Source organism: Niallia sp. XMNu-256 (genome assembly GCF_036670015.1).
In the GTDB taxonomy this organism is placed as follows: domain Bacteria; phylum Bacillota; class Bacilli; order Bacillales; family Cytobacillaceae; genus Bacillus_BD.
The window spans coordinates 2,507,363-2,530,888 of the sequence record NZ_CP137636.1; the positions used below are offsets into that span (position 1 = coordinate 2,507,363).

General features: G+C 36.9%; 27 protein-coding genes. 4 read left to right on the plus strand and 23 right to left on the minus strand.

Features of this window, described 5'->3' with window-relative positions:
* Positions 1 to 8: 8 nt before the first annotated feature.
* The 13 genes from R4Z10_RS12775 to R4Z10_RS12835 all read right to left on the minus strand — a co-directional run bounded on the left by R4Z10_RS12775 (position 9) and on the right by R4Z10_RS12835 (position 9,968).
* Positions 9 to 782, minus strand: coding sequence for an enoyl-CoA hydratase-related protein (locus R4Z10_RS12775; RefSeq protein WP_338469683.1), 774 nt, complete (start codon positions 780 to 782; stop codon positions 9 to 11).
* Between the two features lie 14 nt (positions 783 to 796).
* Positions 797 to 1,573, minus strand: coding sequence for an enoyl-CoA hydratase-related protein (locus R4Z10_RS12780; protein ID WP_338469684.1), 777 nt, complete (start codon positions 1,571 to 1,573; stop codon positions 797 to 799).
* A complete protein-coding gene (locus tag R4Z10_RS12785; RefSeq protein WP_338469685.1) occupies positions 1,570 to 1,875 on the minus strand; it encodes an EthD family reductase in 306 nt (101 codons plus the stop codon). Before R4Z10_RS12785 ends, R4Z10_RS12780 begins: the two co-directional genes overlap by 4 nt.
* A 15-nt stretch (positions 1,876 to 1,890) precedes the next feature.
* A complete protein-coding gene (paaD, locus tag R4Z10_RS12790; RefSeq protein WP_338469686.1) occupies positions 1,891 to 2,391 on the minus strand; it encodes a 1,2-phenylacetyl-CoA epoxidase subunit PaaD in 501 nt (166 codons plus the stop codon).
* Between the two features lie 26 nt (positions 2,392 to 2,417).
* Positions 2,418 to 3,221: a 1,2-phenylacetyl-CoA epoxidase subunit PaaC gene (paaC, locus tag R4Z10_RS12795; protein WP_338469687.1), complete on the minus strand. Its 804-nt coding sequence runs from the start codon at positions 3,219 to 3,221 to the stop codon at positions 2,418 to 2,420.
* Entirely contained in the window at positions 3,218 to 3,571 is a 354-nt protein-coding gene (gene paaB / locus R4Z10_RS12800; protein ID WP_338469688.1) for a 1,2-phenylacetyl-CoA epoxidase subunit PaaB, read from the minus strand. Before paaB ends, paaC begins: the two co-directional genes overlap by 4 nt.
* Positions 3,572 to 3,592: 21 nt before the next feature.
* On the minus strand, positions 3,593 to 4,552 hold the full coding sequence (gene paaA, locus R4Z10_RS12805; protein WP_338469689.1) for a 1,2-phenylacetyl-CoA epoxidase subunit PaaA: 960 nt from the start codon (positions 4,550 to 4,552) through the stop codon (positions 3,593 to 3,595).
* Between the two features lie 381 nt (positions 4,553 to 4,933).
* Entirely contained in the window at positions 4,934 to 6,262 is a 1,329-nt protein-coding gene (locus R4Z10_RS12810; protein ID WP_338469690.1) for an AMP-binding protein, read from the minus strand.
* 512 nt (positions 6,263 to 6,774) lie between these two features.
* Positions 6,775 to 7,047 (minus strand): hypothetical protein, encoded by a 273-nt coding sequence (locus R4Z10_RS12815; protein WP_338469691.1) that lies wholly within the window; start codon positions 7,045 to 7,047, stop codon positions 6,775 to 6,777.
* Positions 7,048 to 7,075: 28 nt separating this feature from the next.
* Positions 7,076 to 8,080, minus strand: a complete 1,005-nt coding sequence (locus tag R4Z10_RS12820; RefSeq protein WP_338469692.1) for a hypothetical protein — start codon at positions 8,078 to 8,080, stop codon at positions 7,076 to 7,078.
* A gap of 173 nt (positions 8,081 to 8,253) precedes the next feature.
* The gene (locus tag R4Z10_RS12825; protein ID WP_338469693.1) at positions 8,254 to 8,991 is read right to left on the minus strand and encodes a chitobiase/beta-hexosaminidase C-terminal domain-containing protein; all 738 of its coding nucleotides are present in this window, start codon (positions 8,989 to 8,991) and stop codon (positions 8,254 to 8,256) included.
* A complete protein-coding gene (locus R4Z10_RS12830; protein WP_338473237.1) occupies positions 8,925 to 9,806 on the minus strand; it encodes a lamin tail domain-containing protein in 882 nt (293 codons plus the stop codon). The genes R4Z10_RS12825 and R4Z10_RS12830 overlap by 67 nt, the downstream gene beginning before the upstream one ends.
* Before the next feature lie 18 nt (positions 9,807 to 9,824).
* Complete coding sequence (locus R4Z10_RS12835; protein ID WP_338469694.1) at positions 9,825 to 9,968, minus strand: hypothetical protein; 144 nt, start codon at positions 9,966 to 9,968, stop codon at positions 9,825 to 9,827.
* A gap of 358 nt (positions 9,969 to 10,326) precedes the next feature.
* Between R4Z10_RS12835 and R4Z10_RS12840 the strand changes: the two genes are divergently transcribed.
* Positions 10,327 to 10,698 carry a VOC family protein gene (locus R4Z10_RS12840; RefSeq protein ID WP_338469695.1) on the plus strand — a complete coding sequence of 124 codons (372 nt, stop codon included), beginning with the start codon at positions 10,327 to 10,329 and terminating at the stop codon, positions 10,696 to 10,698.
* A 236-nt stretch (positions 10,699 to 10,934) separates the two neighbouring features.
* The gene (locus R4Z10_RS12845) at positions 10,935 to 11,105 is read left to right on the plus strand and encodes a hypothetical protein (RefSeq protein WP_338469696.1); all 171 of its coding nucleotides are present in this window, start codon (positions 10,935 to 10,937) and stop codon (positions 11,103 to 11,105) included.
* A gap of 71 nt (positions 11,106 to 11,176) precedes the next feature.
* Here R4Z10_RS12845 and R4Z10_RS12850 read toward each other — a convergent pair whose 3' ends face one another.
* Positions 11,177 to 11,371 (minus strand): hypothetical protein, encoded by a 195-nt coding sequence (locus R4Z10_RS12850; RefSeq protein ID WP_338469697.1) that lies wholly within the window; start codon positions 11,369 to 11,371, stop codon positions 11,177 to 11,179.
* A gap of 339 nt (positions 11,372 to 11,710) precedes the next feature.
* On the opposite strand from R4Z10_RS12850, the gene R4Z10_RS12855 reads away from it, so the two are divergent.
* Positions 11,711 to 13,189: an alpha/beta hydrolase gene (locus R4Z10_RS12855; protein ID WP_338469698.1), complete on the plus strand. Its 1,479-nt coding sequence runs from the start codon at positions 11,711 to 11,713 to the stop codon at positions 13,187 to 13,189.
* A 42-nt stretch (positions 13,190 to 13,231) separates the two neighbouring features.
* Here R4Z10_RS12855 and R4Z10_RS12860 read toward each other — a convergent pair whose 3' ends face one another.
* The 9 genes from R4Z10_RS12860 to R4Z10_RS12900 all read right to left on the minus strand — a co-directional run bounded on the left by R4Z10_RS12860 (position 13,232) and on the right by R4Z10_RS12900 (position 22,468).
* Entirely contained in the window at positions 13,232 to 14,023 is a 792-nt protein-coding gene (locus R4Z10_RS12860; RefSeq protein ID WP_338469699.1) for a hypothetical protein, read from the minus strand.
* A gap of 11 nt (positions 14,024 to 14,034) precedes the next feature.
* Entirely contained in the window at positions 14,035 to 15,018 is a 984-nt protein-coding gene (locus R4Z10_RS12865) for a nitronate monooxygenase (RefSeq protein ID WP_338473238.1), read from the minus strand.
* 550 nt (positions 15,019 to 15,568) lie between these two features.
* The gene (locus R4Z10_RS12870) at positions 15,569 to 16,390 is read right to left on the minus strand and encodes a CPBP family intramembrane glutamic endopeptidase (protein WP_338469700.1); all 822 of its coding nucleotides are present in this window, start codon (positions 16,388 to 16,390) and stop codon (positions 15,569 to 15,571) included.
* Positions 16,391 to 16,651: 261 nt separating this feature from the next.
* Positions 16,652 to 17,605 (minus strand): glutarate dioxygenase GlaH, encoded by a 954-nt coding sequence (gene glaH / locus R4Z10_RS12875; RefSeq protein WP_338469701.1) that lies wholly within the window; start codon positions 17,603 to 17,605, stop codon positions 16,652 to 16,654.
* A 330-nt stretch (positions 17,606 to 17,935) separates the two neighbouring features.
* Positions 17,936 to 18,280 carry a DUF3870 domain-containing protein gene (locus R4Z10_RS12880; RefSeq protein ID WP_338469702.1) on the minus strand — a complete coding sequence of 115 codons (345 nt, stop codon included), beginning with the start codon at positions 18,278 to 18,280 and terminating at the stop codon, positions 17,936 to 17,938.
* 15 nt (positions 18,281 to 18,295) lie between these two features.
* Positions 18,296 to 19,525 carry an L-2-hydroxyglutarate oxidase gene (gene lhgO / locus R4Z10_RS12885; protein ID WP_338469703.1) on the minus strand — a complete coding sequence of 410 codons (1,230 nt, stop codon included), beginning with the start codon at positions 19,523 to 19,525 and terminating at the stop codon, positions 18,296 to 18,298.
* A gap of 15 nt (positions 19,526 to 19,540) precedes the next feature.
* Positions 19,541 to 20,203, minus strand: coding sequence for a GntR family transcriptional regulator (locus R4Z10_RS12890; RefSeq protein WP_338469704.1), 663 nt, complete (start codon positions 20,201 to 20,203; stop codon positions 19,541 to 19,543).
* 167 nt (positions 20,204 to 20,370) lie between these two features.
* Positions 20,371 to 21,588: an MFS transporter gene (locus R4Z10_RS12895; protein WP_338469705.1), complete on the minus strand. Its 1,218-nt coding sequence runs from the start codon at positions 21,586 to 21,588 to the stop codon at positions 20,371 to 20,373.
* A 271-nt stretch (positions 21,589 to 21,859) separates the two neighbouring features.
* Positions 21,860 to 22,468 (minus strand): CAP domain-containing protein, encoded by a 609-nt coding sequence (locus R4Z10_RS12900; protein WP_338469706.1) that lies wholly within the window; start codon positions 22,466 to 22,468, stop codon positions 21,860 to 21,862.
* Positions 22,469 to 22,723: 255 nt separating this feature from the next.
* On the opposite strand from R4Z10_RS12900, the gene R4Z10_RS12905 reads away from it, so the two are divergent.
* The gene (locus tag R4Z10_RS12905; protein ID WP_338469707.1) at positions 22,724 to 23,446 is read left to right on the plus strand and encodes a CBS domain-containing protein; all 723 of its coding nucleotides are present in this window, start codon (positions 22,724 to 22,726) and stop codon (positions 23,444 to 23,446) included.
* The last annotated feature ends 80 nt before the right edge of the window (positions 23,447 to 23,526 follow it).

A 23,526-nucleotide genomic window follows, 5' to 3' on the forward strand; every position in this document is an offset into this window, starting at 1 on the left:
TTCCTAGTTTAGCTTCCAATGAAAATTGGTTTTCTTTTTTCAATAAAGGCTTGTACACCTTCTTGGTGGTCGTTTGTTAAACCTGCAATTCTCTGTCCTTGCGCTTCTGCTTCTAAGTAATCCTCAAATGAAAGGGTATTGGCTTGTTTTAAATTCCGCTTGATCAATCCAACCGCTTTTGTTGGTAACTTCGCCAAATATTCCGTAAACTCCACCACTTCTTCATCCCATGTTTCGGTTGGGATCACCTTTGTAACCAAACCTAACTCCAATGCTTTCTCCGCTGAAATTTTTTCTCCTAATATGGAAAGTTCAGCTGCTTTTGAGTAACCTACTAAGTTTTGCAAGAAATAAAGATTACCAGAGTCAGGAATTAAACCTATATGAATAAAAGCGTTAACATAGCTTGATTTTTCGGAAGCCAACCTGAAATCACAGGCTAAAGCTAGACTAAATCCTGCTCCAGCGGCAACCCCATTGACTGCTGCTACCACTGGTTTTTCCAGGTTCATAATTTTTTTCATCATCGGACCGTATTGCTCACGTAACACTTGGCCATGGTCCATATTTTCATCCACGTCGCTTAAGTCTTGGCCTGAACAAAATCCGCGACCTTCTCCAGTAAATACTAGACACCTAACTTTTTCATCTCTACCCGCTTCTTTCACAGCCGCTGAAATTTCACGAATCATCGTACGATTAAAAGCATTTAATTTATCTGGTCGAGATAACGTAATCGTTGCCACTCCATCGATCAACGTATATTGAATCGTTTCATACATGTGGGAGCACCTCCTTATTTCCCTTTAAATTCTGCTTTTCTTTTTTCAACAAAAGCTTGCATTCCTTCTTTTTGATCTTGTGAAGAGAACAATAAATAGAAATTTTTCCGTTCATACTGCATCCCTTCATATAAGGAATAATCGACTGCTTTATTAATGGAGTCTTTAATCAGTCTTAAAGATAAAGGAGGTTGCTTCGCCAATCTTTTCGCTAATTTCATACTTTCTTCCATTAATAATTCTTCGGAAACAATTCTGTTAATGATTCCATACTCTAGAGCGGTTTCAGCGGAGATGCGATCCCCTGTCCAAATCCACTCTAATGCTTTTGCTCGGCCAACAATTTTCGTTAATCGCTGCGTTCCGCCTGCTCCCGGCATCACACCAAGTTGAACTTCCGGAAACGAGAATTGAGTACCACTAGCAGCAATTAAAAGATCTAGGCTTAAGGCCAACTCAAAACCACCGCCAAATACAAATCCTTTCACAGCCCCAATAACTGGTTTTTTGATGAGAGTGATTCGATCCCAATCTGCGAACTGATTTAATAATTCCATTTGAATCGAATCATTTTCTGCCATTTCATCAATATCAGCTCCAGCAGAAAACGCTCTCCCATTTCCTGTTACTAGAATCGTAACGACTTCATCATTTTGGTCAAACTCTTCAAGCGCAACAACAATTTCTCTTATCATTTTTCGATTTAAAGCATTTAGCTGCTTAGGACGATTGAGTTTAATCACTCCTACTCCGTCCTCTATCAATCTTTCAATATGTTGGAATCGATTCATTCAACATCCTCACCAATCATAAAGGAGACGATATCACCTGCGAAACTCATCACATCCTTGCTTGATGCTTTTCCTTCAGGAGATTTTAGTCCTGCCTTTAAATCTTCCATGCTGTCGTAGTACATTTCACAAATTAAATAGTATTTTGATTCTCCACCCATTGGAGATCCAGTTCCTTTTGTTACCTTCATTTTGCGTAACCCAGGTATTTTTTCTGTAACAGGTACATGGACATTAAAATAATGTTCATCAAATGCCTCTTTGTTTTCTGGTTGTTTATAAAATGCAATTAGTTTTACCACTGGTGAATCCCTCTTTCAAATTGTATTTGCAATTAGCTTCATTGCTTCAAATGGGTTTTTACAACTTTTACAATAAAGAATACTTCGACATGCTGTCGGACCAAATAAATTATCAAGTGTCACATAAGTAGAACCGCAGTACGGACAGTCTACATGCCAGGAACCATCTTCCTCAAAATGAGTCGGTGGAGGTGCGATTCCAAATTCCTTTAGCCCTCGCATCCCTTGTTCTGTAACCCGATCTGAAGTCCAAGGAGGAGAATTGATGAACTCCACAGTCGTCTCCTCCACCCCTTCTAAACGATTAACTGCCTTTTCCACATTTTCACGAATCAGCTCTAAAGCAGGACATCCGACAAAGGTTGGCAGGATCTCTACCTTTACTGATTGATTTACAATTGAAACACTTTCAACCATTCCTAAATCAATAATACTCACCGTATCGATTTCGGGATCCTTCACTGTTGCTAGTACTTCTAAAACATCCTCTTTAACTATTTGAGTTGGTGCTTTCATTCCTCACACCTCTTTTCTTCTTGTATTTACCAGGAAGCTGCAGGATTTAGATTGTAAACTTGGGTTAAGACCGAAAGTGCTTCCTCCAATTCGATCGTATGCTCACCATTTCTGCCATTTAGATTTACTGTGCTAAAATGACTCGGAACGCGTAATTGAACAGACTCTAAAACAGGACCAATCGCGGCTGCCCATTTTTGTTTTAAAATGCTCTCTTCTTCAATTAATCCAGCTTTAATAATTTGATCTGCGTCAGCACCGAATGAAAAGACATCGGAAAAATCATTGATTACTTTCTCAAATGCCGCTTTCATTCGTTCTTTTGCTTCATCTGTCGAGCTTAATAGTTGTACAAACCAAGTTTTCCAGTGAAGTAAATGATAGTGTATCTCCATATCAACTTTTACAGCAACATCTGCAAGAGGTTGATATGAGCTTTGTTTAAGAGATTGAATTTTGACTTTTTTGGCTGATGTATAAAGATAGTTTCGAACAACCGCGAAAGCCCAATCATACTCAGGATCTTCGATATAATTACCTGGTCCGTTCACTCGCTCTACTAAAATACAATTCTTTCTTTCTCTCCAAGGTCGACCGTGCGCTAAAGCATCGGCATCGCCTTCACCTAATTCCTCAAGCAGTTTATAAAACATCGCTGCATGCCCCATGCTGTCTTGGCTAATGGAGGAGGAAGCCACGTCTTCTTCAATATGTGGTGCTAGTCCGAGCCACTCGGAATTACGATAAGCGTATAGAAAATCATCATCTGCTAGTTGATAAAGTAGATTAGCAATTACCTCTTTATTTACCGAATTCACATTCTCACTCATTGACTTTTCTCCTCTCCCCAAGACAAGATTTCTTTTTCATCAAACATTTTTTGTTCGTAATGACGCCATTTTGCTTTTAAATACCCATACCCTTTTGTAGTTCGATAGTTTTTGTTATCTAGACGATTGAGAATTGGCTTTTCCTCTGGACTCAACCCCCGTATATTCGTGCGATTGACAACCCAAATATCTGCCACTGGTTCTCTTCTCATAAAGTTTTCTTGTGCCATAATAATTGCCATTTCTTCATTTGGAGCTAAAAGACTAAATTGGTGTTGAAATGATGATGTAGGTGTGCGTTTACTAAATACTTCAAATTCCTGATAAAATGTTTTATTATCGTTTCCCATTTTCCTTCATCCTCCTTCTCTTTATTTGTTCACCACTGCCGCTAATGCATCACGAACCCAAGCATTATTCTCATAAGACGTCCTTCTAAGTTTGAGTCTAGCTTGTGAGCGTGGACCTTTATTTTTAATAATTTGCTTAAATTCATTCCAATCAGGCTGCTGATAAATCCATGTTTGATTTTCTTCATCAAAACGAATCGTTGGATCTGGAATCGTTAGGCCTAGTGAATGAATTCTTGGGATATATTTTGTAAAGAAGTCTTGTCTGAAGTCTTCGTTTGACTTTGTCCGAATCTTATATTTAATCGTTACATCTTGTTTCGATGCCCCGGTTGTTGAACTGCCTGCTGGTCCAAAGAACATCAGTAGTGCTGGCCACCAGCGGTTTAAAGCATCTTGAATCATTTCTTTTTGTTCTTCCGTTCCTTCAGCAAGTGCCATGATGATCGCTTCTCCATGATGAGCGTGGAACACTTCCTCTGCACAAATTCGCTGTAACGCTCTTGCGTATGGGCCGTACGATGCGCCTAACATATTGGTTTGTGTGATAATCGCCGCTCCATCAACTAACCAACCAATTAAACCGGCGTCACCCCAAGATTTTGTTGCCATATGGAAGACATTATGAAACTTTAAATCTCCGTTAAATAAGTCTTGCATTAAGTCTCCGCGGTTTTTTCCGTATGGTTTTAATAGATCTTCTGCTACACGTAACAGCAATTGTCCATGACCCATTTCATCCTGTACCTTCGCCATAATTCCTAGTTTACGGTGAAGCGATGGTGCTTTTGGTACCCATTCTTTTTCTGGCAGTGCTCCCATAATTTCACTAATTCCATGCATCGAGATTAATTTAATGAGTGTAATTCTGTATTCTTCAGGCATCCAATCATCTGCTTCGATCTTCTCACCATTTTCAATCTTTTGCATAAACAGTTCTAATTTTTCTGACTCTTCAATAACTGAGGACATCTTAATCATTTTTCATTGCCTCCTTTTATTTGTATAACAGGTTTATAACGTTATTATAGTTTATTGTTATATGGATTGCAACTGTTTTCTGATAATTTTTTATTTTATAAATCAATTTGATAAAAACCTTTATTTAATAAGGTTTAAAGCCTTTGACTTTCAATATTTTATAAGGATTTATTGTATAATTCTTAAATCGTATAACAATTTTATTTAAAAAAACTTTTTATTGTTATGTAATTACATTAAGCCAATAGAACTTTTTAGTAAGGTATTTTAAACGAAAAAACTCCATTTGATTTCATATCTAAAGAATAGGCACAACCTAGTTAGGTTATGCCGTAAACATTAAACCATTTTATATAATTCGGTCTATTTACAAGTTTCTGACTATTTAACAGCTAGTACTTCATTTCTCCGATCAATGACACGAACGGCTTTCCCTTCCGATCTAGGAATACTTCTCGGAGGTAACACTTGCACATTCATACTAATTAAACAATGATTCTTCATCGAGTGTTGAACTGCTTTTCTAATGGCCGGGATAAATTCATGATTCATGTTTCCATTTACTTGTTCAAAAGTACTTTCTGTAATCTCAACGTGAAGTTCAACAATATCCAGATTATTTTCTCTCTTTAAATGAACTTGGTAGTGTGGAGCTAGTTCATCAATTTGAATTAAGTAATGCTCGATCTCTGAAGGAAACACATTAACCCCACGAATGATAAGCATATCGTCAATTCGTCCTTTAACTCGTGACATTCTCGTCGTTGTTCTGCCACATTTGCATTTTTCCCTTGTAATTGAGGCAATATCACCTGTACGGTATCGTATAACAGGAAACGCTTCCTTCGTTAGACTTGTGAAAACTAACTCTCCTTCTTCCCCATCTGGTACTCTTTCCAATGTATCTGGATTAATGACCTCGACTATAAAATGATCCTCTGCAATATGTAACCCGTCTTGGGCTTCATGACATTCCATTGCAACTCCAGGACCCATGACCTCACTTAATCCATAGATATCACATGCTTTTATATCAAATGTATCTTCTAAAAGTTTTCTCATTTCCTCTGACCAAGGCTCTGCACCGAAGATACCAAATTTTAAGGAAGTATTTTTCGGATCAATCCCTTGGGCACTTAATTCTTCTCCCACCTTTAAGATATAAGAAGGTGTTCCGGCAATAACCGTTGGCTTGTAGTCTTCAATAACTGTAATTTGCCGATCCGTATTACCTCCTGAGATCGGAACCGTTGCCATTCCTAGTCTTTCTGCACCATAATGAAGTCCTAATCCACCTGTAAATAAACCATATCCGTAGGCATTTTGGAAAATCCCTTCTGGTTCTCCACCAGCAATCGCGATCGCACGAGCAACCATGTCTGCCCAATTATCAATATCATTTTTTGTGTAGGCAACTGTCGTTGGTTTTCCACTTGTACCGGATGAAGCATGAATTCGGACAATATCTTTTGTATCAACCGCAAACAAGCCATATGGATAATGTTCTCTAAGATCCTTCTTTACTGTAAAAGGTAATTTCTGCAAATCATCAAGGGTTTGAATGCTCTCAGGAATTAAATTCCTCTTTTCAAACTGATTTTGATAAAACGGTACTTTGTTATACACTCTTTCTGCCGTGTTTTTTAATCTTTTCAGCTGAAGCGTTTCCATTTCGTCACGTGAATAGGTTTCTTCATTATGAATTATCATGTTATTTCTCCCCTTTATTTAAAAATGTATATAACACAAAAATTTTAAAAGTATTTTTCGTGTTATGCGATTGTAATTATAAGTTATCACATATTAAAATAGTTGTAAATAATATTCTGAATTTTTTAAATCTAGTTAAACATTTAACAATTTACTATTTTTATATAAATATTTTTTATAAGGAATGCAGTTTAACCAACGCTTTATTAATTACATATACATGAATAATATAATATTTTATACAATTTTCAATAGTATTTACATTAAAAGGCATTAAAAATATTTTTATTTTTTTAAAATTTTTCTCTAAGAATATATAACTTGTACTGTTATTTTTTCGTTATACCCTAGTTTTGTTTAATAAGCTTGTATTACAATTTCCCTCATCCTATACAAAAAAAGAAAGAACATAGAAAATTATCTATGTCCCTTTTGGTCTTACATAATTTATTTCTACTTGAAAAGCAAGCAAAAAATCCAGCTATTAAAAAGAATCCTTTTTTGAATCAATTCTACCTATTGTTTATTTTCTTCCCCTTTTTATGCTTTTTATCTTTTAAATCATCTTGAATGAGTACAGGATCATGGTCACTAGCCCGACCTGCCATATCCGTAAAATCTGCGTTGATATGAAGAATATCTGTTTTAGTCGTATCTGCAAAATGATTGGAAACTAAAATATGATCTAGTACTTGTGAATTCCCTTGGAATAGATAAGTATAACGGTCCGATTTATCCACGGTGTTAATCATATTCGTCATGTGCTCACCTTCATGGATTTTCAATGCTTCGGAGAACGGAAAATCGTTAAAATCACCAAGGGATACGATATTTGCACCAGGATCCTTGTAGATCAATTTCTTCAATAAAATCATTCACTACATTTGCCATTTCTATTCGTTGGACTTCACTGCCATAAACAGGCGGTTGCGTTGACCCGTACAATGGGGTATCTCCTGATTTGGAATTCCAATGATTCACGATCACAACGACCCGTTCCCCACGGAAGTCAAATTGTGCTGCCAGCGGCTTACGACTATTTTTAAAGGCTTCATTGTTTGGATCAATGCGACTTCGATTCAACGTTAGTTCCCCTTTTTCATAACCAATAGCTGTGGTCGTATCATCCTGTAGCATCCCTTTTGTTAATTTTACTCGATCTGGATTGTAAAGAAAACCAACACAGATGTTCGCATTTGACGCGCCCCCGTCTGTATTATTGACTGGGTCAATATTCACATACTCATTATCTACGCCGCTCACCTTTTTAATTTCTGCGATGAGACTTTCATAGCTTTCATTAGCAGCTGATCCTCCAGCTTTTGCACCATTATTATCTTGAACCTCAGTTACTCCAATAATATCAGGTTTTTGCATATCCACCGTAAAAGCTCTTGCTAGTTTTTGAGCTTTGTCATCAGACGTTTCATTTTTATTATTTGAGAAGTTTTCCAAGTTATAGGAAGCATTTGTTAATTTTTGCTTATCAAATTGAAGCTCTGTTTTTTCAGGTTTTGCCTTACCCTTCACATGCTTCTCTATCATTGTTTCATAATCTGTATAAATCTTGTAATTTTGAAATCCGTAGTTAACCACACCGGTGATCGGGCCGGTAAATTGATCTCCTGTTGCTACCTCAAATTCTCTTGCTTCATAATTGTCGTAAAGCTTGAATTGAATTCGATCAGGATTTGCATGATCTTCAGTTAATAAAACCCCACCGTGAATGGTATCTGTTTTACGACCCTCTAACACGGTAATTAGATCTCCATGTTCCTGTGGAGCGACCGCTTTCACATTTCCCGTTTCAACGAGCATCCCCTCTATGCTTTCCCAGAAGTCAATCGCATCTTCTTCAGGATCAAATTGGGCGAATCCATCGTTATCAATGGCCTCTGTTGGAATATATCATTGATTTTAATTAGCTCTGGTAATGGCTGGCCAGTAGCTTCAACCTCTACCTTCCCACCTCTGTCATCACGAGCATTAATTTATGTAACCGATAGATCCGTTTTTCTTTTTGTATCATAATAGCCGTCAATATGATATTCATCAACTGTTCCATCTACAGAAACTAGATCCCCGACTTCCACATTCGCTTCCTTGTTTCCAGTATAAACGACAATACCTTCAGATATATTAGAGTCATTATCTTTAAGAACATCCGGAGTTTGCATATGGAAGTAGTTCCCACTTCCGATTTTGTATTCGTAAGTGACAATTCCTTCAATATTTGAAACAACTTCACCATTCATTGGACTTTGGTGTGAAGCTCCTTGTAAATGATGAATTTGCAGCCCCTTTTCAGGTTCAAAAACTTTGTATTCATAGCTTGCTACATTACAGTCCCTAAGTCCTTCTTTTACTGCGATCGCCTTAATGATAATATCTTTATCAATGACAATGGGACCATTATAAATACTGCTTTCAGTCGTTGGCTCTGTACCATCCGTTGTATAATAAATCGTTGCACCAGGAGTGTTTGATGATAAGGCTACTTTTGTTCCTTTTTCAACATCCACCGTTTTTGTAGACACTACTACCGGTTGAACAACGGTTTCATCTTCAATAATATCAGCCCCGGAGCGAGGGATAATCTGGTAATTTCCATAAAATTGCACGATTCCAGTGATCGAATCATACAATTTTCCTACTTTTAAATCTAGTTCGTTTCTTTCATCACGTACGATAAATTGATCGTACCATCTGTTGCCGTATAATTTGCCCAATTACTACCAGACTCTACTGATAAAATTTGAATCTTTTTAGTAGTAACAAGTTGTGATTCGTTGATTTCCGATACTTGAGCGCCTGAGACATTTTTTGGTGAAGGCGCCCCAATGTTTTCTGTTTTTTCAATCATCCTTGTTTCATCTAATTGAAGTAAGCCATGATAATCGGATAGTTTTCCAGTTAAGGTTACTTCATCCCCGATATTTGCATCTAAATTTGCCGGACGTACCGCTATGCCCGAGGCAGCATCCTGTACTTGTATTGTATTTTTTAGATTGTCAGTCACAACCCCTTTAATGTTTAACGTATCTCCTAAAGGTTTTGATCGAGCATCCGCTATGGAAATGATTTCTAAAGGATTTTCAGGGTCTGCCGAATTTTCAGTTGAAGAACCATGTATTCCTAAGTTTGAAGTATCGTCTTTTGGAAATGCCGTCCATTCTACACGAGGATCAAATGCTTCATCAATAATCGGATCTCCATGAACAATGTCAGTATTTCTTACCAGTGATATATCTTTTAAAGTTTCTACTCTTGTTCCTACTTGTCCAATTGAATCAATGACCGTGTCGTCCTTCTTTAAAACAACCGCATCGTCTCCGTTAGAATTAATGACGGTGGCGTTCGCTAAATCTCCTTTACTCTTGATGTCTTCGTTTGCTTGAGTATGGTATAAAACGAATGTATCTTTGTTCTTTAAGGTTCCTGATAGTTCCAATGTGTGTGAGACTGTCGAAGCCCCATTTGAATATAGTTCAAGGGAATAGTTCGAAAGATCAATATCTAAACCTGTACCATTGTATAACTCAATTGCTTTGTTATAACTACTTCACTCGATATACTCGGAAATAAGTAGATTTGAAGTATTGGTTGCTGCTTCCGCAGGCGAAGATAAAGTAGGTGCAACGATACTTAGAGCTAACCCTGCAGATAAAAACGAATGAATCGATTTTCTCCATTTACTTTTGCCCATATAAACGTTCTTCTTTTCCTAAATGCATTGACTTCCTATTTCCACGTTTAATTTATCATACTTATCCAAATAAATAGGAAAACTTACAGATTCTTAAAGAATATTCATAATTGCTTTTCTTAACATTTACAATAGTAGATATTTGGTTGTTTCCTAAATAAAGTATAGATTTATTAATTTCAGCAATATTCAACGGATCATCAGGTGTGGTCCTTAAATAAATAATTTGAATAGGAAATCGGAAAACTTGGTAATTGCATGGGAGCATGTTTTCGTGATTGAAATTGTGTCAGTTGTTTATTGAAAACTACTCATTTATACTTAAATCATATTAAATAAAACCACGGGAGGAATGAAATTGAAATTAGGAGCATTTTCCGTTAGTTTGAACGTAAAAGACATACATAAATCAAAAGAGTTTTATGAAAACCTCGGATTTGAGTTTTTTGGAGGAGACATAACTCAAAATTGGCTCATTATGAAAAATGAGAACTGTCTAATAGGATTATTCCAAGGCATGTTTGACAAAAGTATCCTTACCTTTAATCCGGGTTGGGATGAAAATGCTAAAAATCTCGATTCCTTTACAGACGTTCGAGATCTACAAAAGCAACTTAAAGCTAAAGGAATTAAATTAACCCAAGAGGCGGACGAATCAACAGAAGGTCCAGCCCATTTTACATTGGAAGACCCTGATGGTAATCAAATTCTGGTAGATCAACATAGATAAAAAATGGCACCATCCAGTTCGGATCGTGCCTAAACCTCATCAAGTTGCCCTCTCTTTTAACCCATATCTCCCAATCTCTTTAGACCGTCTATAGGTTCACCAACCCAAAGCTGTAATGTAACGACTGAAGTATATTAGTATACATGCAGGGATTAATCTTTCATATAAAGAACATACCTTATATACCAAGTTACCGCATTTTAATATACTAATACGGCAAAGGATGTTATAAGATTATGAAAAAATTTAAAGAATCTTTTAGATCGGGGCTAGAAATGCTGGCGAATTCTATGTATGGGGATATTAATTGTAAATATAAAAGTGAGGAAGAAGAAAACAAGCAAATGGCCGATTCCAAAAAGCATAATCGTCGCAAATCTTATGGTCATCTTAGGGTTATAAAATAATAATAAGATCTAATAATAAAAAAGGGAACCAAGCATCTTCTACTAAATAGGAGTGCTTGGTTCCCTTTATGTTAACTTTCGAGTCCGTCTTCATCTTTACGCTTTTTGTATTCGGTAATCGCATCATAAGCGAAAAAGATTAATAATGCGAGACTAATTAAATTAATATAGAGCGGTAAATCAAGTAAGAAAAATACGCCCAAAATTCCTGCAAGTGCTGTTAAAGCACTAAACCAAAAGAATACTTGTTTCAAAATTGTATGCAAAGTTAAAACTTCCTCTCATTCAATATATTCAGTCGACTATTTTTCACGTTTAAAAGGTAACATACATAATTACTAATTTAGTATAACACTAAATCAAAGGAGCGTCATTTTTAATAATCTACCAAATTTAAATTTCCAATTAGCATTCACTTTAGTGTATTATTTATTAAGGTGAGGAAAAATTCATAAAATTAAAACGATCTTTACTAATTATAACCAAAGTCTCATTATCTTCCATTATATCGAGAGTATAATGGTAACACTTTTAAAAGATTGGAGTGGATTGCTCTGAATAATCATTACTTTCCCGTTACTATGCCCTCTTGTTATTTCTCTACAATGGATTCTCACCGATCCGAAAAATCTGGAAGCCCAAATAAAGAAGGTATCCTCATTCCCGGGGCTCACTCAGTGAAACAAAGGTACTTTGATGGAAAAAATCAGAATTGGTTAACAACGGCAAATCCTGAACAATTAAAACAAGCAAAGCTTTTTGGTAATGAAGGTTTGGCGCCGATTTTTTGGGGAGACGCTTCCAAGAAAACGGGTTGGCATCAAATGTATCAACCTGCTTACATTACGGGAGTTCAAGTAACTGGGGCTTTTGAGGATGCACAGTTTGTTATTCGTGTGCCTGACGAGTGGAACGGAAAACTAGTGGTATCAGGAATTCCCGCAACTAGGAATGAAACCGCTAATGATCTTCTATTTAGCGATTATGTTCTCGAAAAAGGCTATGCTTATGCTGCAATTGATAAAGGAACACAAGGAACAGATATCCCAGGCGATCCGTTGGCTAAATCAAAAAATGCACTTGTTGAGCACGATGATAGTGTTGCAGAATGGCATGTTCGCTTCCGGCAAATAACGAAAGCCGCACAAATATATTTATGCAAATCCTTCTCGAAGCGTCTCATTCAGCCAAATTCTTCTAATCCAGCTAGTAAATTAGTAAACGAAACTCACAGAGTTCCCACTTATGCTATAGGGATTTCCAATGGGGGCTATGTCGTTCGCTATGCGCTTGAACATGATGGTCCGGAAAAAACCGGAGATTCACGATTATTTGATGGTGGAGTTGATTGGGAAGGTGTACTTTGGTCTGAAAAGCCGCCAAATCTCATAAGTTCGCTTACAACCGTTGTGAACCACGCTTTCGATGCTCTTTATGGCTTAGGAGCGAGAAAGAAAAAAGCCATGAAAGCCTTATATGATGCCGGTATGCCAAAAGGATCAGAAAAGCTATGGGCTTATTATGATCAAGTGTATTGGTTTGTCACGTTAAATATTTACCGTGACCATTTTGATCCAGAAGCACCAGACCACATTCAATGGCCCAACTACTTAAACTTTATTCACGCAATCAGAGACCGTTCTTATGACCATATATACGTAAACTATGATTATTGTACAAGACCTACAGAAGTTACTGAAAAAATAAAAAAGATTTCTAATACAGGAGATATTGAAGTCCCATTAATCAGCATTACCGGATCCCTTGATGCTCTAATCTTCCCTTCTATCCATGCAGAAGGTTATCAGGAACTAGTGAAACAAGTCGGGAAACAAGATCTCCATCGACTGTATATGATTGAAAATGGAAATCATGTTGATAGTCTTGTTTGGTACCCAGTAACCGATTCAGAGAAAAAATTGCAGCCATTGTTGCCTTATGCTCATCAAGCGTTTGAATTACTAGTCGACTGGGTAGAAAACAACAGGACACCTCCAGATAGCAAGTCCATCCCTGTTCCACAAAATCCTGTGAAGGTAATTAATCTCAAAACAGGTGAGGAAGTCGATCCACGAATTGATTAAATTTATTCAAAAATGTCAGGTGTTTTTGCACCTGACATTTTTCTAGCAAACTCCTAAAATCCAGCCTTCAAATTGTAAAGCCAACTGTTTCTCCTGTTCTGTGAGAGTAGATACTTCGAAATAACGCTCTAACGTACCGTTTAAATCTCGTTCTCTAAGCCAAGCAGCAATGGCATATGCATCTTGTGCATCTCGAGGCCATTCCAAAGGAAAGCCAGGATCGTTTTGTCGAAATCGCTTATAAAGGAGAGATGGATAGACTTCAGCTAAGACACTTTTCTCTGAACATGGTTTCCACCCATCATAAGGCCAATTATGTAAGTTCTCACGAAATGATTGACGCAATTCATAAATCCATGGTAATCCTGCATGCGTAGAGTAGGCCACGGTTCCTGTCTTTTGTTCAAAATTCCACGCGCTTTTTGCCGATGCGGTGAAAGTTTCGGTAATACGTAATTCATTATGATTCGGATAATCGTCTACCCTTTCTTTGCAATCTCTAACGGATTCCACCTTTGTGTTCCATAATGCTTGAAAATGATTAAGAAACTCATCCCAATTTGACAAGTCATGTTGCTTAAAATAGGTAACAGGAAAAGAAAGGCTATGGTCAATACCAATGACAAATCTATGCTTTTGCTCAGTTAACCTATTTCTTAGATAATCATAAACTTCTTTACGGGACCAACTGAAAGTTCGTCCATGTAATCCATTAGGAGAAATTCGGCTAACCTGTCCATCCCTATCCATTTCAACAACTTGGATTCCCGACGTTCGCTTAGTTGGCTCCCCTCTACCTGAATAATCAATTCCAATATAGTAATCAAATTGCATGGTTATCACCTTTATTCCCCGAAGAGTTTGTTTATCCGGCTGATCCCTTCTTCTGCAGTCGTAATCATTTCATTAAACAACTCTTGAACAGTCGGGATGTTATCGATTAGTCCAACTACCTGACCAACCCAAGCGAAACCCTCATCTTCATTGCCCTCATAAATATATCGGGTATTCGCCTTTCCACTAATAATATCTTTTAAATCATCGTAAGTGTCCCCGTTCTGTTCGCGTTTGATAATATCAAGCGTGTAGTCTGTTTTTAGAACTCTTCCTGGTGAACCTAATGAACGCTTAATAATGACAGTATCCGTTTCTTTTGCAGTTAGAATGGCCTGCTTGTATGTTTCATGAGCATGGATACATTCTTGTGTGGCAATAAACCGGGTTCCCATTTCAATTCCTTCTGCACCAAGAGCAAATGCTGCCAACAGACCGCGACCATCCCCGATTCCACCACTTGCCAATACGGGAATGGATACAGATTCAACAACGCGCGGGATTAGAACCATTGTACCAATATCATCGCGTCCTAAATGGCCCCCGCCTTCTTGACCAACAGCCATCACGGCATCCGCACCAAGTTCCTCTGCCTTTTGGGCCTGCCTCACACCAGAGACAAGGACGAGCGTTCGAATATCATGACCTTTTAATTTTTCAAAAACAGGTGTTGGATTCCCTCCTGTAATTGAAATAGCAGGCACTTTTTCTTCAATCGCCACCTGAAGCAAATCTAAATAGTGCCCATCATGCTGGGCAATCGCAAAATTAACACCAAAAGGTTGATTGGTGAGTTTGCGAACTTTATGTATTTCTTCCCGAAGTTTTTCAGGAGTACGAAGTGTTGCTGCTGTTAATTGACCAAGTCCCCCTGCATTCGAAACGGCTGCCGCGAGCTCAGCATAGGCAAGGTATGCAAGCCCTCCCTGGACAATTGGATATTTGATTCCAAAAATTTCAGTTACTCGTGTCTTCAAAATGATCGTCCTCCCTATTAACTCCCTAATTGTAGTTTCTCATATTTGCTGAAAAGATTCCTCTCTAATTTTGAAAAAATGAATAGGATCGATCCAATTCTAATCATCTTTGCTTAGCGTTGATGATAGTTTTCTTTTTATCTTTTATCCGTTATAATAAAGGTAATTCTTGCATAAGTTAAAAAGACCGAACATACTTGAAACATGCTCGGTCAACAATAGATGGTCCCTCAAAGGGGTCGACATTTGGGCATTATAATCCACCTGAGCCGCTAACTCAAGGGTGGATTATTTTTTTGATATAAATGACAGTATGCTAACGATCAAACTAGCAAAGCCAATCGCAAACATTAAGGATTGATAGACTGTCACTCGGCATCACCTCCCTTCCTTGGGAGTGTACCGACCACCCTTGAGAAGTCCTATTCTATTGTAATTAAAGTATAACATACGAAACCAAAAATAGAAACGTATGTTCTGTATAAAATAATAGTAAAATTCTATCATTTATTAAAAAGGTTCGGGGTCCTATTTTAATGAAGTCTTAACGAAAAGAGGTCCCTTTACCTTATTCTAAATAAATTCCTTGCTCTTTTTTTGATTTACACCAATACCAAAGCGCACTAAAAACGAGATACAATCCCGAGACTACGGTTAGCCCAATCAATGTGGGTGCCGAAAAGTTCTCTATATAATCTAGCCAACCGATTTTTCTCATACTGAATAGACTTACATTAAACGTAATCCCAATCAGGATAACAGGCCATATAGAGGAAATCTGAATGTAGACCCATCCGTATAAGATTCCTAACGCTCCTCCTATCAACATCATAACAATACCTGCTGGGGCCTGCAGTGCTGCAATAATTACAGCTATGAACAGTATTGGCCAAAAAACGGGTACGTTTTTTCTCGCCTCGTTAAACATGATTCCGATGAAAAGAATAAGTTCCAGGGATGTGTTGACCACTGCTGATACTATTAATATTGGGAAGGGAACTGAGTTATAGTAAACCTCTAAAAAGTCATTCATAGAAGTGATATTGTAGGTAAGTAATAGTTTCATAATAGCAGCATTAAAGAGTGTGAACATTAGACCCATAATAATCATGTGGACTGTTACACTAAGGCTGATTTTTGAAAAATTACTAAGCCCCCAAAAGCTTTTCGGCGTCTGTTTTAAATGACGATATTTAATGTTATATATAACCCCTGACAATAGAATTGCAGCTACAAGGATCATGAACAATTGAACGGAGATGTTTTCACCTGTCCCGAATTGCCCCCACCCTAAGATGGGATCCGCCACAGCATTATATAGAAAAATAGCCAAGGTTGTAACAGCAAAATAAAGTAAATAATTTCCTAGCATGGTTACAAAGCTTTTCAAATTTATGCCCCCCTTCAATCAAATAGAAATTTGCTCCTTTCCATTAGATTATTCCTTACATTCAGCAGTTATACCTATACAGCCTCTAGGAAGGTTTATACATAAATACTTTAATGAAAAGTCACTTTCCTCTTATTGTCCTGATATTACATACAAAATAAAAAATGAATTCATTTTCCAAGACGGGGGATCTTGAAAATGAATTCTTTATACATTTGTAACTATAGGGATAAAAATAAATACACGCATCGGATATTCTAATTAAATTAAATTCTCATTAAATTGACCGCGTTGGCGAAGTAATTCCCGATTTAAATTTGGGTCTTTTTCAAACGCCGCACGTCCGTGAACCCAGAAAATATTATTAACGACGACTAAATCTCCTACTGGGAGTTCAAGTTCGATGACATTTTCATCATTTTCCATAGATGATGATAGATCACGAAGGTATTTTGCTTGTTCGATTGATTCTGGATAGACGAATTGGTCAATAAAACACATACCTGGTTCGCCATTGTGATTAAAGAATGTTGCTCGATTTACCACTTGATCCACATTCTTGCTCTTTGGGGCTTTATACGTAAATTTATGGCTTGCTAATGGATGTTTTGAATACTTATCAAGGTCTTTCCAATCATCAAGATGCAATAATCTTGACTCTCCACCGCGGGCATTTTGTTCAACCATTTTCATCATTAGTAACCAGTCTGTTGGTTCATCAACAAAAGTTCCATCTGTATGAAATGTGAACAATCGGTAGGCTTGGCGCAAGTATGAATCGCTATTATCTGTATCCTTTACAGTGAATCTTGCGTAATACTTTTCGGACATGGCATCATGATTAGGTATACCTAAAATATGAGAAATCGCCGTTGAGAAGAGTACAAATTCATCTGTATTCTCAGTGACCCCTTCAAGTCCAAGTGTAAATCCTCCGGAATCTCGATCATGTACAATATTTCGAAGTAGTTCGCCAAACTCTACTCCCACTTGATCCAATAAATAGGATGCCACAATATGACGTGCATATGGAGTATACTCTAAATGCTGAACAGATAATTGATCCTGTTTTACCTTTTGTAAAAATGCGGAAATAGCCCCTTTTGATAGTTGAATGTGATACAAGCGCTTAGATTGCGAATGCACCTTTACTGAATACGTCTCCGTCACTTTCTCAAATTTGGCTTTCTTTTTTTCTGCAATACTCATTTTCATTCCTCCTGTTTTATATGTGATATAGGTGAATTTTCAACAGGAAATATAAAAAGCCAGTTGCACACGAATTCCTAATAAAATAGGAATCTCCTTTGTACAACTGGCTTATATTCACTTCACCGCTCTACGTTTAAATAGAGTCACAGCGAATAGACAGTTTATGTTCGAATTTACTTACGTTTCCCGTTGACCATGATTTATAAGTTGTTTACGATCTTTGAAAAAGTCGATTTTTCAAGAGGTAAACATATTTGATAAATTGGTTATCTTAATTATATGATGCTATTTTACAAATGTCAATATATTTTTTAAAGATTCAAATAATTTATTTTATAGCTGTTTTTGTTTTACAGGATGCTCTGCTTTTATTTGTTTAAAATGAAGATCGAGGTCTTTAAGAGCAGCAATCAATGCATTTGTAGCTTTCCCTTTATAGTAAGTTTGAATGGCATCAATAGCTTCATCAATTCCATCTTGCAAACTCATGCCTTTTAAGAGTCTTCCGATAAATTCTCGACCATGTGCTGTTGCCAGTGTGCAGGAAGCCTCGAGAATTACACCATATTTAGAATCTACTTCAGCTGTAATTGTTAATGTTTCAAATACACTCTTTGCTGCCATTCCCTGCGGTAAACGGGCATGACCAGCGATGAAAATGGTTTTTCCGTTTAGCATTTTGATCAACCTTTCCTATTTAATGATTTGAACTGATTCCTTTGACTCCTTTAAATTCATTTGTTTTGGTATGCGATTGACGATCTCTTTTCCAATTTCAATCGAAGCAGTTGCAGCTGGAGATGGAGCATTACAAACATGAATGGTTCTTTTTCCCATAATGATATGAAAATCGTCTACCATATTTCCATCATTCCTTATCGCTTGGGCGCGAACACCTGCTGGAGCTGGAATTAAATCATCTTCTTTAATCTCAAGAATTAACTCTTGCAGGCTTTTCGTAAATTGTTTCATACTAAAGGATCGAATGTATTCGTCAAAACCCTCTTTTGCAAATTTTCCTGCCATTTTCCAAAGCCCGCTATATGTTAATGCCTCTGCAAGGTCTTTTGCACTGAAATCTGTCTTTCTATATCCTTCTCGTTTAAAACTTAAAACTGCATTTGGTCCTGCATCGACTTCTCCACTGATCATCCTAGTAAAATGAACACCTAAAAATGGAAATTTCGGATTTGGTACAGGATAAATAAGATGTTTTACTAGATAACGTTTTTCAGGTTTTAATTTGTAATACTCTCCTCTAAAAGGAAGGATCTTCATATCAGTTTTATATCCTGCTGCATAAGCCACTCGATCACTATGAAGCCCAGCACAATTAATGACCAAGCCTGCTTTAATGGTTCCTCGAGTTATTTCAATTGTTACCCCAGTGGATTCTTCATGAATTTTTTCTACTTTTGTATTAAGGCGGATCTCGCCACCATGTTCTTCTATGATACTTGCAAACTTTTCACTTACCTGACGATAATTTACAATCCCTGCCTGTGGAACACGAATTGCACCAAGACCTTTTACATGGGGTTCAATCTCTTTTAATTCAACAGATCCAATTCTTTGAATATCTAGTCGATTTTCCAGGCCCCTTTTATATAAATTCTCTAGTAATGGGATTTCTTCCTGCTTGGTGGCCACAATCACCTTTCCGCATATTTCATGGTCAATGTCATATTTCTGACAAAACTCCTTCATGGATTGACTTCCTTGTCTAGAAAAACAGGCTTTAAAACTACCAGGTTTATAATAAATGCCTGAATGAATTACTCCACTATTATGTCCTGTTTGATGCTCAGCAACAGTCTCTTCTTTTTCAATGACTACTACTTTTGCGTTTGGAAAACGATTGTAAATTGCCATCCCCGTAGATAGTCCAACAATTCCGCCACCAACAATTGCAAAATCAAACATTCGCCCACACCCCTTTTAATTTTCCCTGTTTAAACGATCCATATATTGAATTAAATTATTTTTGGTTCGTAAAATATGATACTCTACTGCAGATCTAAGCTCAGAGGATTCTCCTCGTAAGACTGCTTCATAGATCATTCGGTGCTCTTTCTGTGTTTCATAATAATGATCTACTAAAAGGCTTGGTGCGATTGGAGAGATTCCAAGGGTTTCGACCATTTTTTTCACCCTTGGCCATGGACAACCTTTTCTTAAGGTTTCATGAAAAGTAGTGTTGAGTTGTATATAATAATCATTAGTCTCTTCGGAAATCTCTAATTCTTCCATTTTAATAAGGATATTCCCTAGTTGCTTTTTATCCTCTTTTATTAGGAAAGCAAGTGATTTTTCAACCGCTAGACCTTCTAATAAGGAACGAGTATGATAAATTTCCTCAATGTCTTCGTTTGTGATTGGTGTGACAATCGCTCCTTTATGCGGAACTAATTCAACTAATCCTTCATTTTGAAGTTGAGTTAAGGCTGCCCGGATTGGCATTCGACTGACATTCAACCTTTCTGCCCACTCTTCTTGAACGAGACGATCCCCATTTTTTAATGTTCCATTTAAAATTGCTCTCCTAAGACTTTTCGTCACTAATTGAACAACCGTGGATTTTTCTCCTGTATCTTGTTCCAATTGTTTACATCTCCCCTACATTGGATCCATTTTGTTAGAATATATCATTTATTCAGATAATTAACAAGGTATTTTTAAGCATTTGGATCCAATGCAGTTAAAGAAACAGGAAAAAAGGCTATTCATGAGAGGGTGCCCCCGCTCTATTGAACAGCCTTTTTTCGTTTCTATTTAACTTGACTTAATACTTGTTCCTTTGCAAGTTCTCTGGCACTTTGACTTACCTTTCCATGCAAGAAGTGATAAACAAACAATCCTGCAAGCGCAAAAATGGAACCATAAAAATAGACAGAACTATATCCAATTTGTGCACCTAAGATTCCAACAATTAAAGAGCCGAGACCAATTCCGGAATCCATTGTTGATAAATAAGTTGCCGTGGCAACACCTTTTCGATCGGGTGGCGCAATTTGAATAGCAACAGTCTGTGCCGTTGGAAAGATCGTCCCCCAACCAAGACCGATAAAAGCAGCCGATAGTAAGAAGATAAAGGCACCACTCGCTTGGCTAAGTAAAAACATTCCAATAGCAAAACTGATAATCGAAGGAATCATGATGACATTGGCTCCGTGTCGATCAAACCATTTTCCCGTAAATGGTCTTGATAGAATTAATACGATAACATAAACAATAAAGAAATAACTAGCAACTTCAGTTAATTGTCGTTCCTCTGCATAGACGGACACAAATGAAACAATCGATGAATATACGAGAGCAAAGAAGAAACTGACAAGTGATATCCGCATTGCAGACACCTCAATAAGGTCTGTCACCTTCCATCCTTTTTTCTTCACTGCTTTTTCAGATACAACTACTTTGCTCTCCTTAGGCACGGAGATTAATAATGCCGTAAATGTACCTATTACCACACTTGCTGCACTTACCGCGAACATGACCGAGGAGCCCCATTGGTTCATTGCCAAAAGACCAGCAAACGGTCCTAATGCCATTGAAATATTCATCATTAGTGCGTAATAACCCATACCTTCCCCTTTTCTACCGTGAGGAATAATATTTGCAACAATTGTTCCTGTTGCTGTAGTAAGCATTCCGAATCCAATCCCATGAATCAACCGTAAAATCAATAAACTCGTAAATGATGTACTGAAAAAATACATAAATGCAGCACCTAGATAAATAATCAGTGAGGCTAAAAACACCTTTTTAAGACCATAAGACTCAATCCATGTTCCTGCAAAAAAGCGAATCATAATCGCTGCCAAATAAAATAATGCCACTAACAATCCAGCTTGTCCGGTATTTCCTTGTAGATCTTGAATTAAATAGATCGGAATGGTCACAAGCAAATAATAATAGTTTAAAAACATAAGAAAAGTAGTTAAACAGACTGCAATGTAATCTTTTGTCCATAATCGATTACTCAAAAGAATTCCTCCCGTTCTCAACCAACCATTCTTCTATTCTAACACTTATATTAATATTTTTAAATAATCTTTATAGTGTTACAATAGTGTAAACGCTATCACTGACTATAAATTCCCAGTTGTCCAATCTTATTTTGAAACAACAGCTAACTCAATAACCAGTCTAGCGAGAATGGAGTTAGTTGCCATTCAAAAGATCGATAAACGTTAATCCATTCAAACAAAAACAGACCCCATCTCTTTATAGGAGATAGAGTCTGTTTCGCTTCTATTATTTTTTAATAAACATTTGAGTCCAGTAATGGCCATCCTCTACATACCCTACGCCAATATGAGTAAAATTAGCATTTAGAATATTTGCTCTGTGACCTGAACTGTTCATCCATGCATTCACAACTTCTTTCGCTGACCGCTGACCCATCGCAATGTTTTCCCCTGCGGCCTTATACTGAATTACGTATGCTCTCATCATATCGAATGGAGATCCGTACGTTGGACTTGTATGGCTGAAATATTTTTTGTTACGCATGTCTTGAGACTTGTGTTCTGCTACTCTAGCAAGCTCCCAATCATATTTTAATGCGGGTAACCCCTGTTTGGCTCTTTCTTGATTCACCAATTGGATCACTTCTTGTTCAGCTGAATACCCATTGTTTGATGGAATATTAATTTTTTGCCCAGGATAAATGATGTTTATATTCGGAATTTGCAGGTTTGCTTTAATTATTTCATCAATTCCTGTTGTTGTTTTTACAGCTATTTTCCAAAGAGTATCACCAGGAACTACTTTGTATGTACTAGCTGCGAAAGAAGCAGATGGAAATAGAATAGACAATGATAACACTGCTCCTAATAAAACTGTACCTATTTTTTTCATCATGTTGAAATCCTCCTTGCTGCTATTCTTCTAAATTAAACCATTTATGTCCCATTCTGTCATTGCAAAAAAATTGGTATGATTATTACAGGTTTGTTACATTATTACATTTATTAAACATTTTTTACCAGTATATGCAGTGGTTTATTTACTTAATTGAATCAATTGTTTTCGTTTGTTAAAATATTCTTATTAATTCTGGATTTTTTGGTAGAGTTATATAGTTACGAATAGTTTTTAATTGGGGGAACATAGAGAATGGCGACAAAAGTAGAAAGTAGTTATTCAGAGCGATTTGAAGTAGCTTTTAACCAGATTCATAGTTGGTTAAGAAAAAATATTAAGGGCACCCACACTGATAAGTTTACTGAATTATTAAAAGGTGGATTCCCACAGCATTCACTCATCCGAAAAAATTATCATGATTTAAAAATGTTTGCTCGTTTACGAAATTCGATTGTTCACGAAAAAATTGATAAAGGCTTTTACATAGCAGAGCCCCATGAAAAAGTGGTGGAACAAATCGAAAAAATAGCCTCATTGGTTTTTCAGCCGAAAAATGTTCTATTGGTCGGATCCAGGCCAGTCGTTTATTACGATGAAAATGCCAAACTATTTGATGTATTAAAGATTATTAAAACAAAACCTTATTCCATTTTTCCAATTTACGATCAAAACAATTATAAATGGTTATTAACAGCAGAATGTATTATTCAATGGATGGCACAAAATCTGTCCGATAAAACCATTCGTCTTGAGAATATTATAGTGAAGGACTTGTATGGGATTAGTAAACCAAAACCAGTTGAGTTTGTTGATAAAGAGACAGATATGTTTGAAGTCGAAGAAATTTTTGAGAATTATCATCAAAAGAACCGCAGACTGGAGGCGGTTATCATTACTACTAATGGAAAAAAGTCAGAAAAACCATTAGCCATTATTACACCAAGAGATTTGGTCGAGATGGATACGATTGTTTAAAGATCCCTGCTAGAAGTTTAAAATCCGGATTCCAGGTCAGGCAATCCCCTAACAATAATCAAGAGGGATTGCCTAAGTAT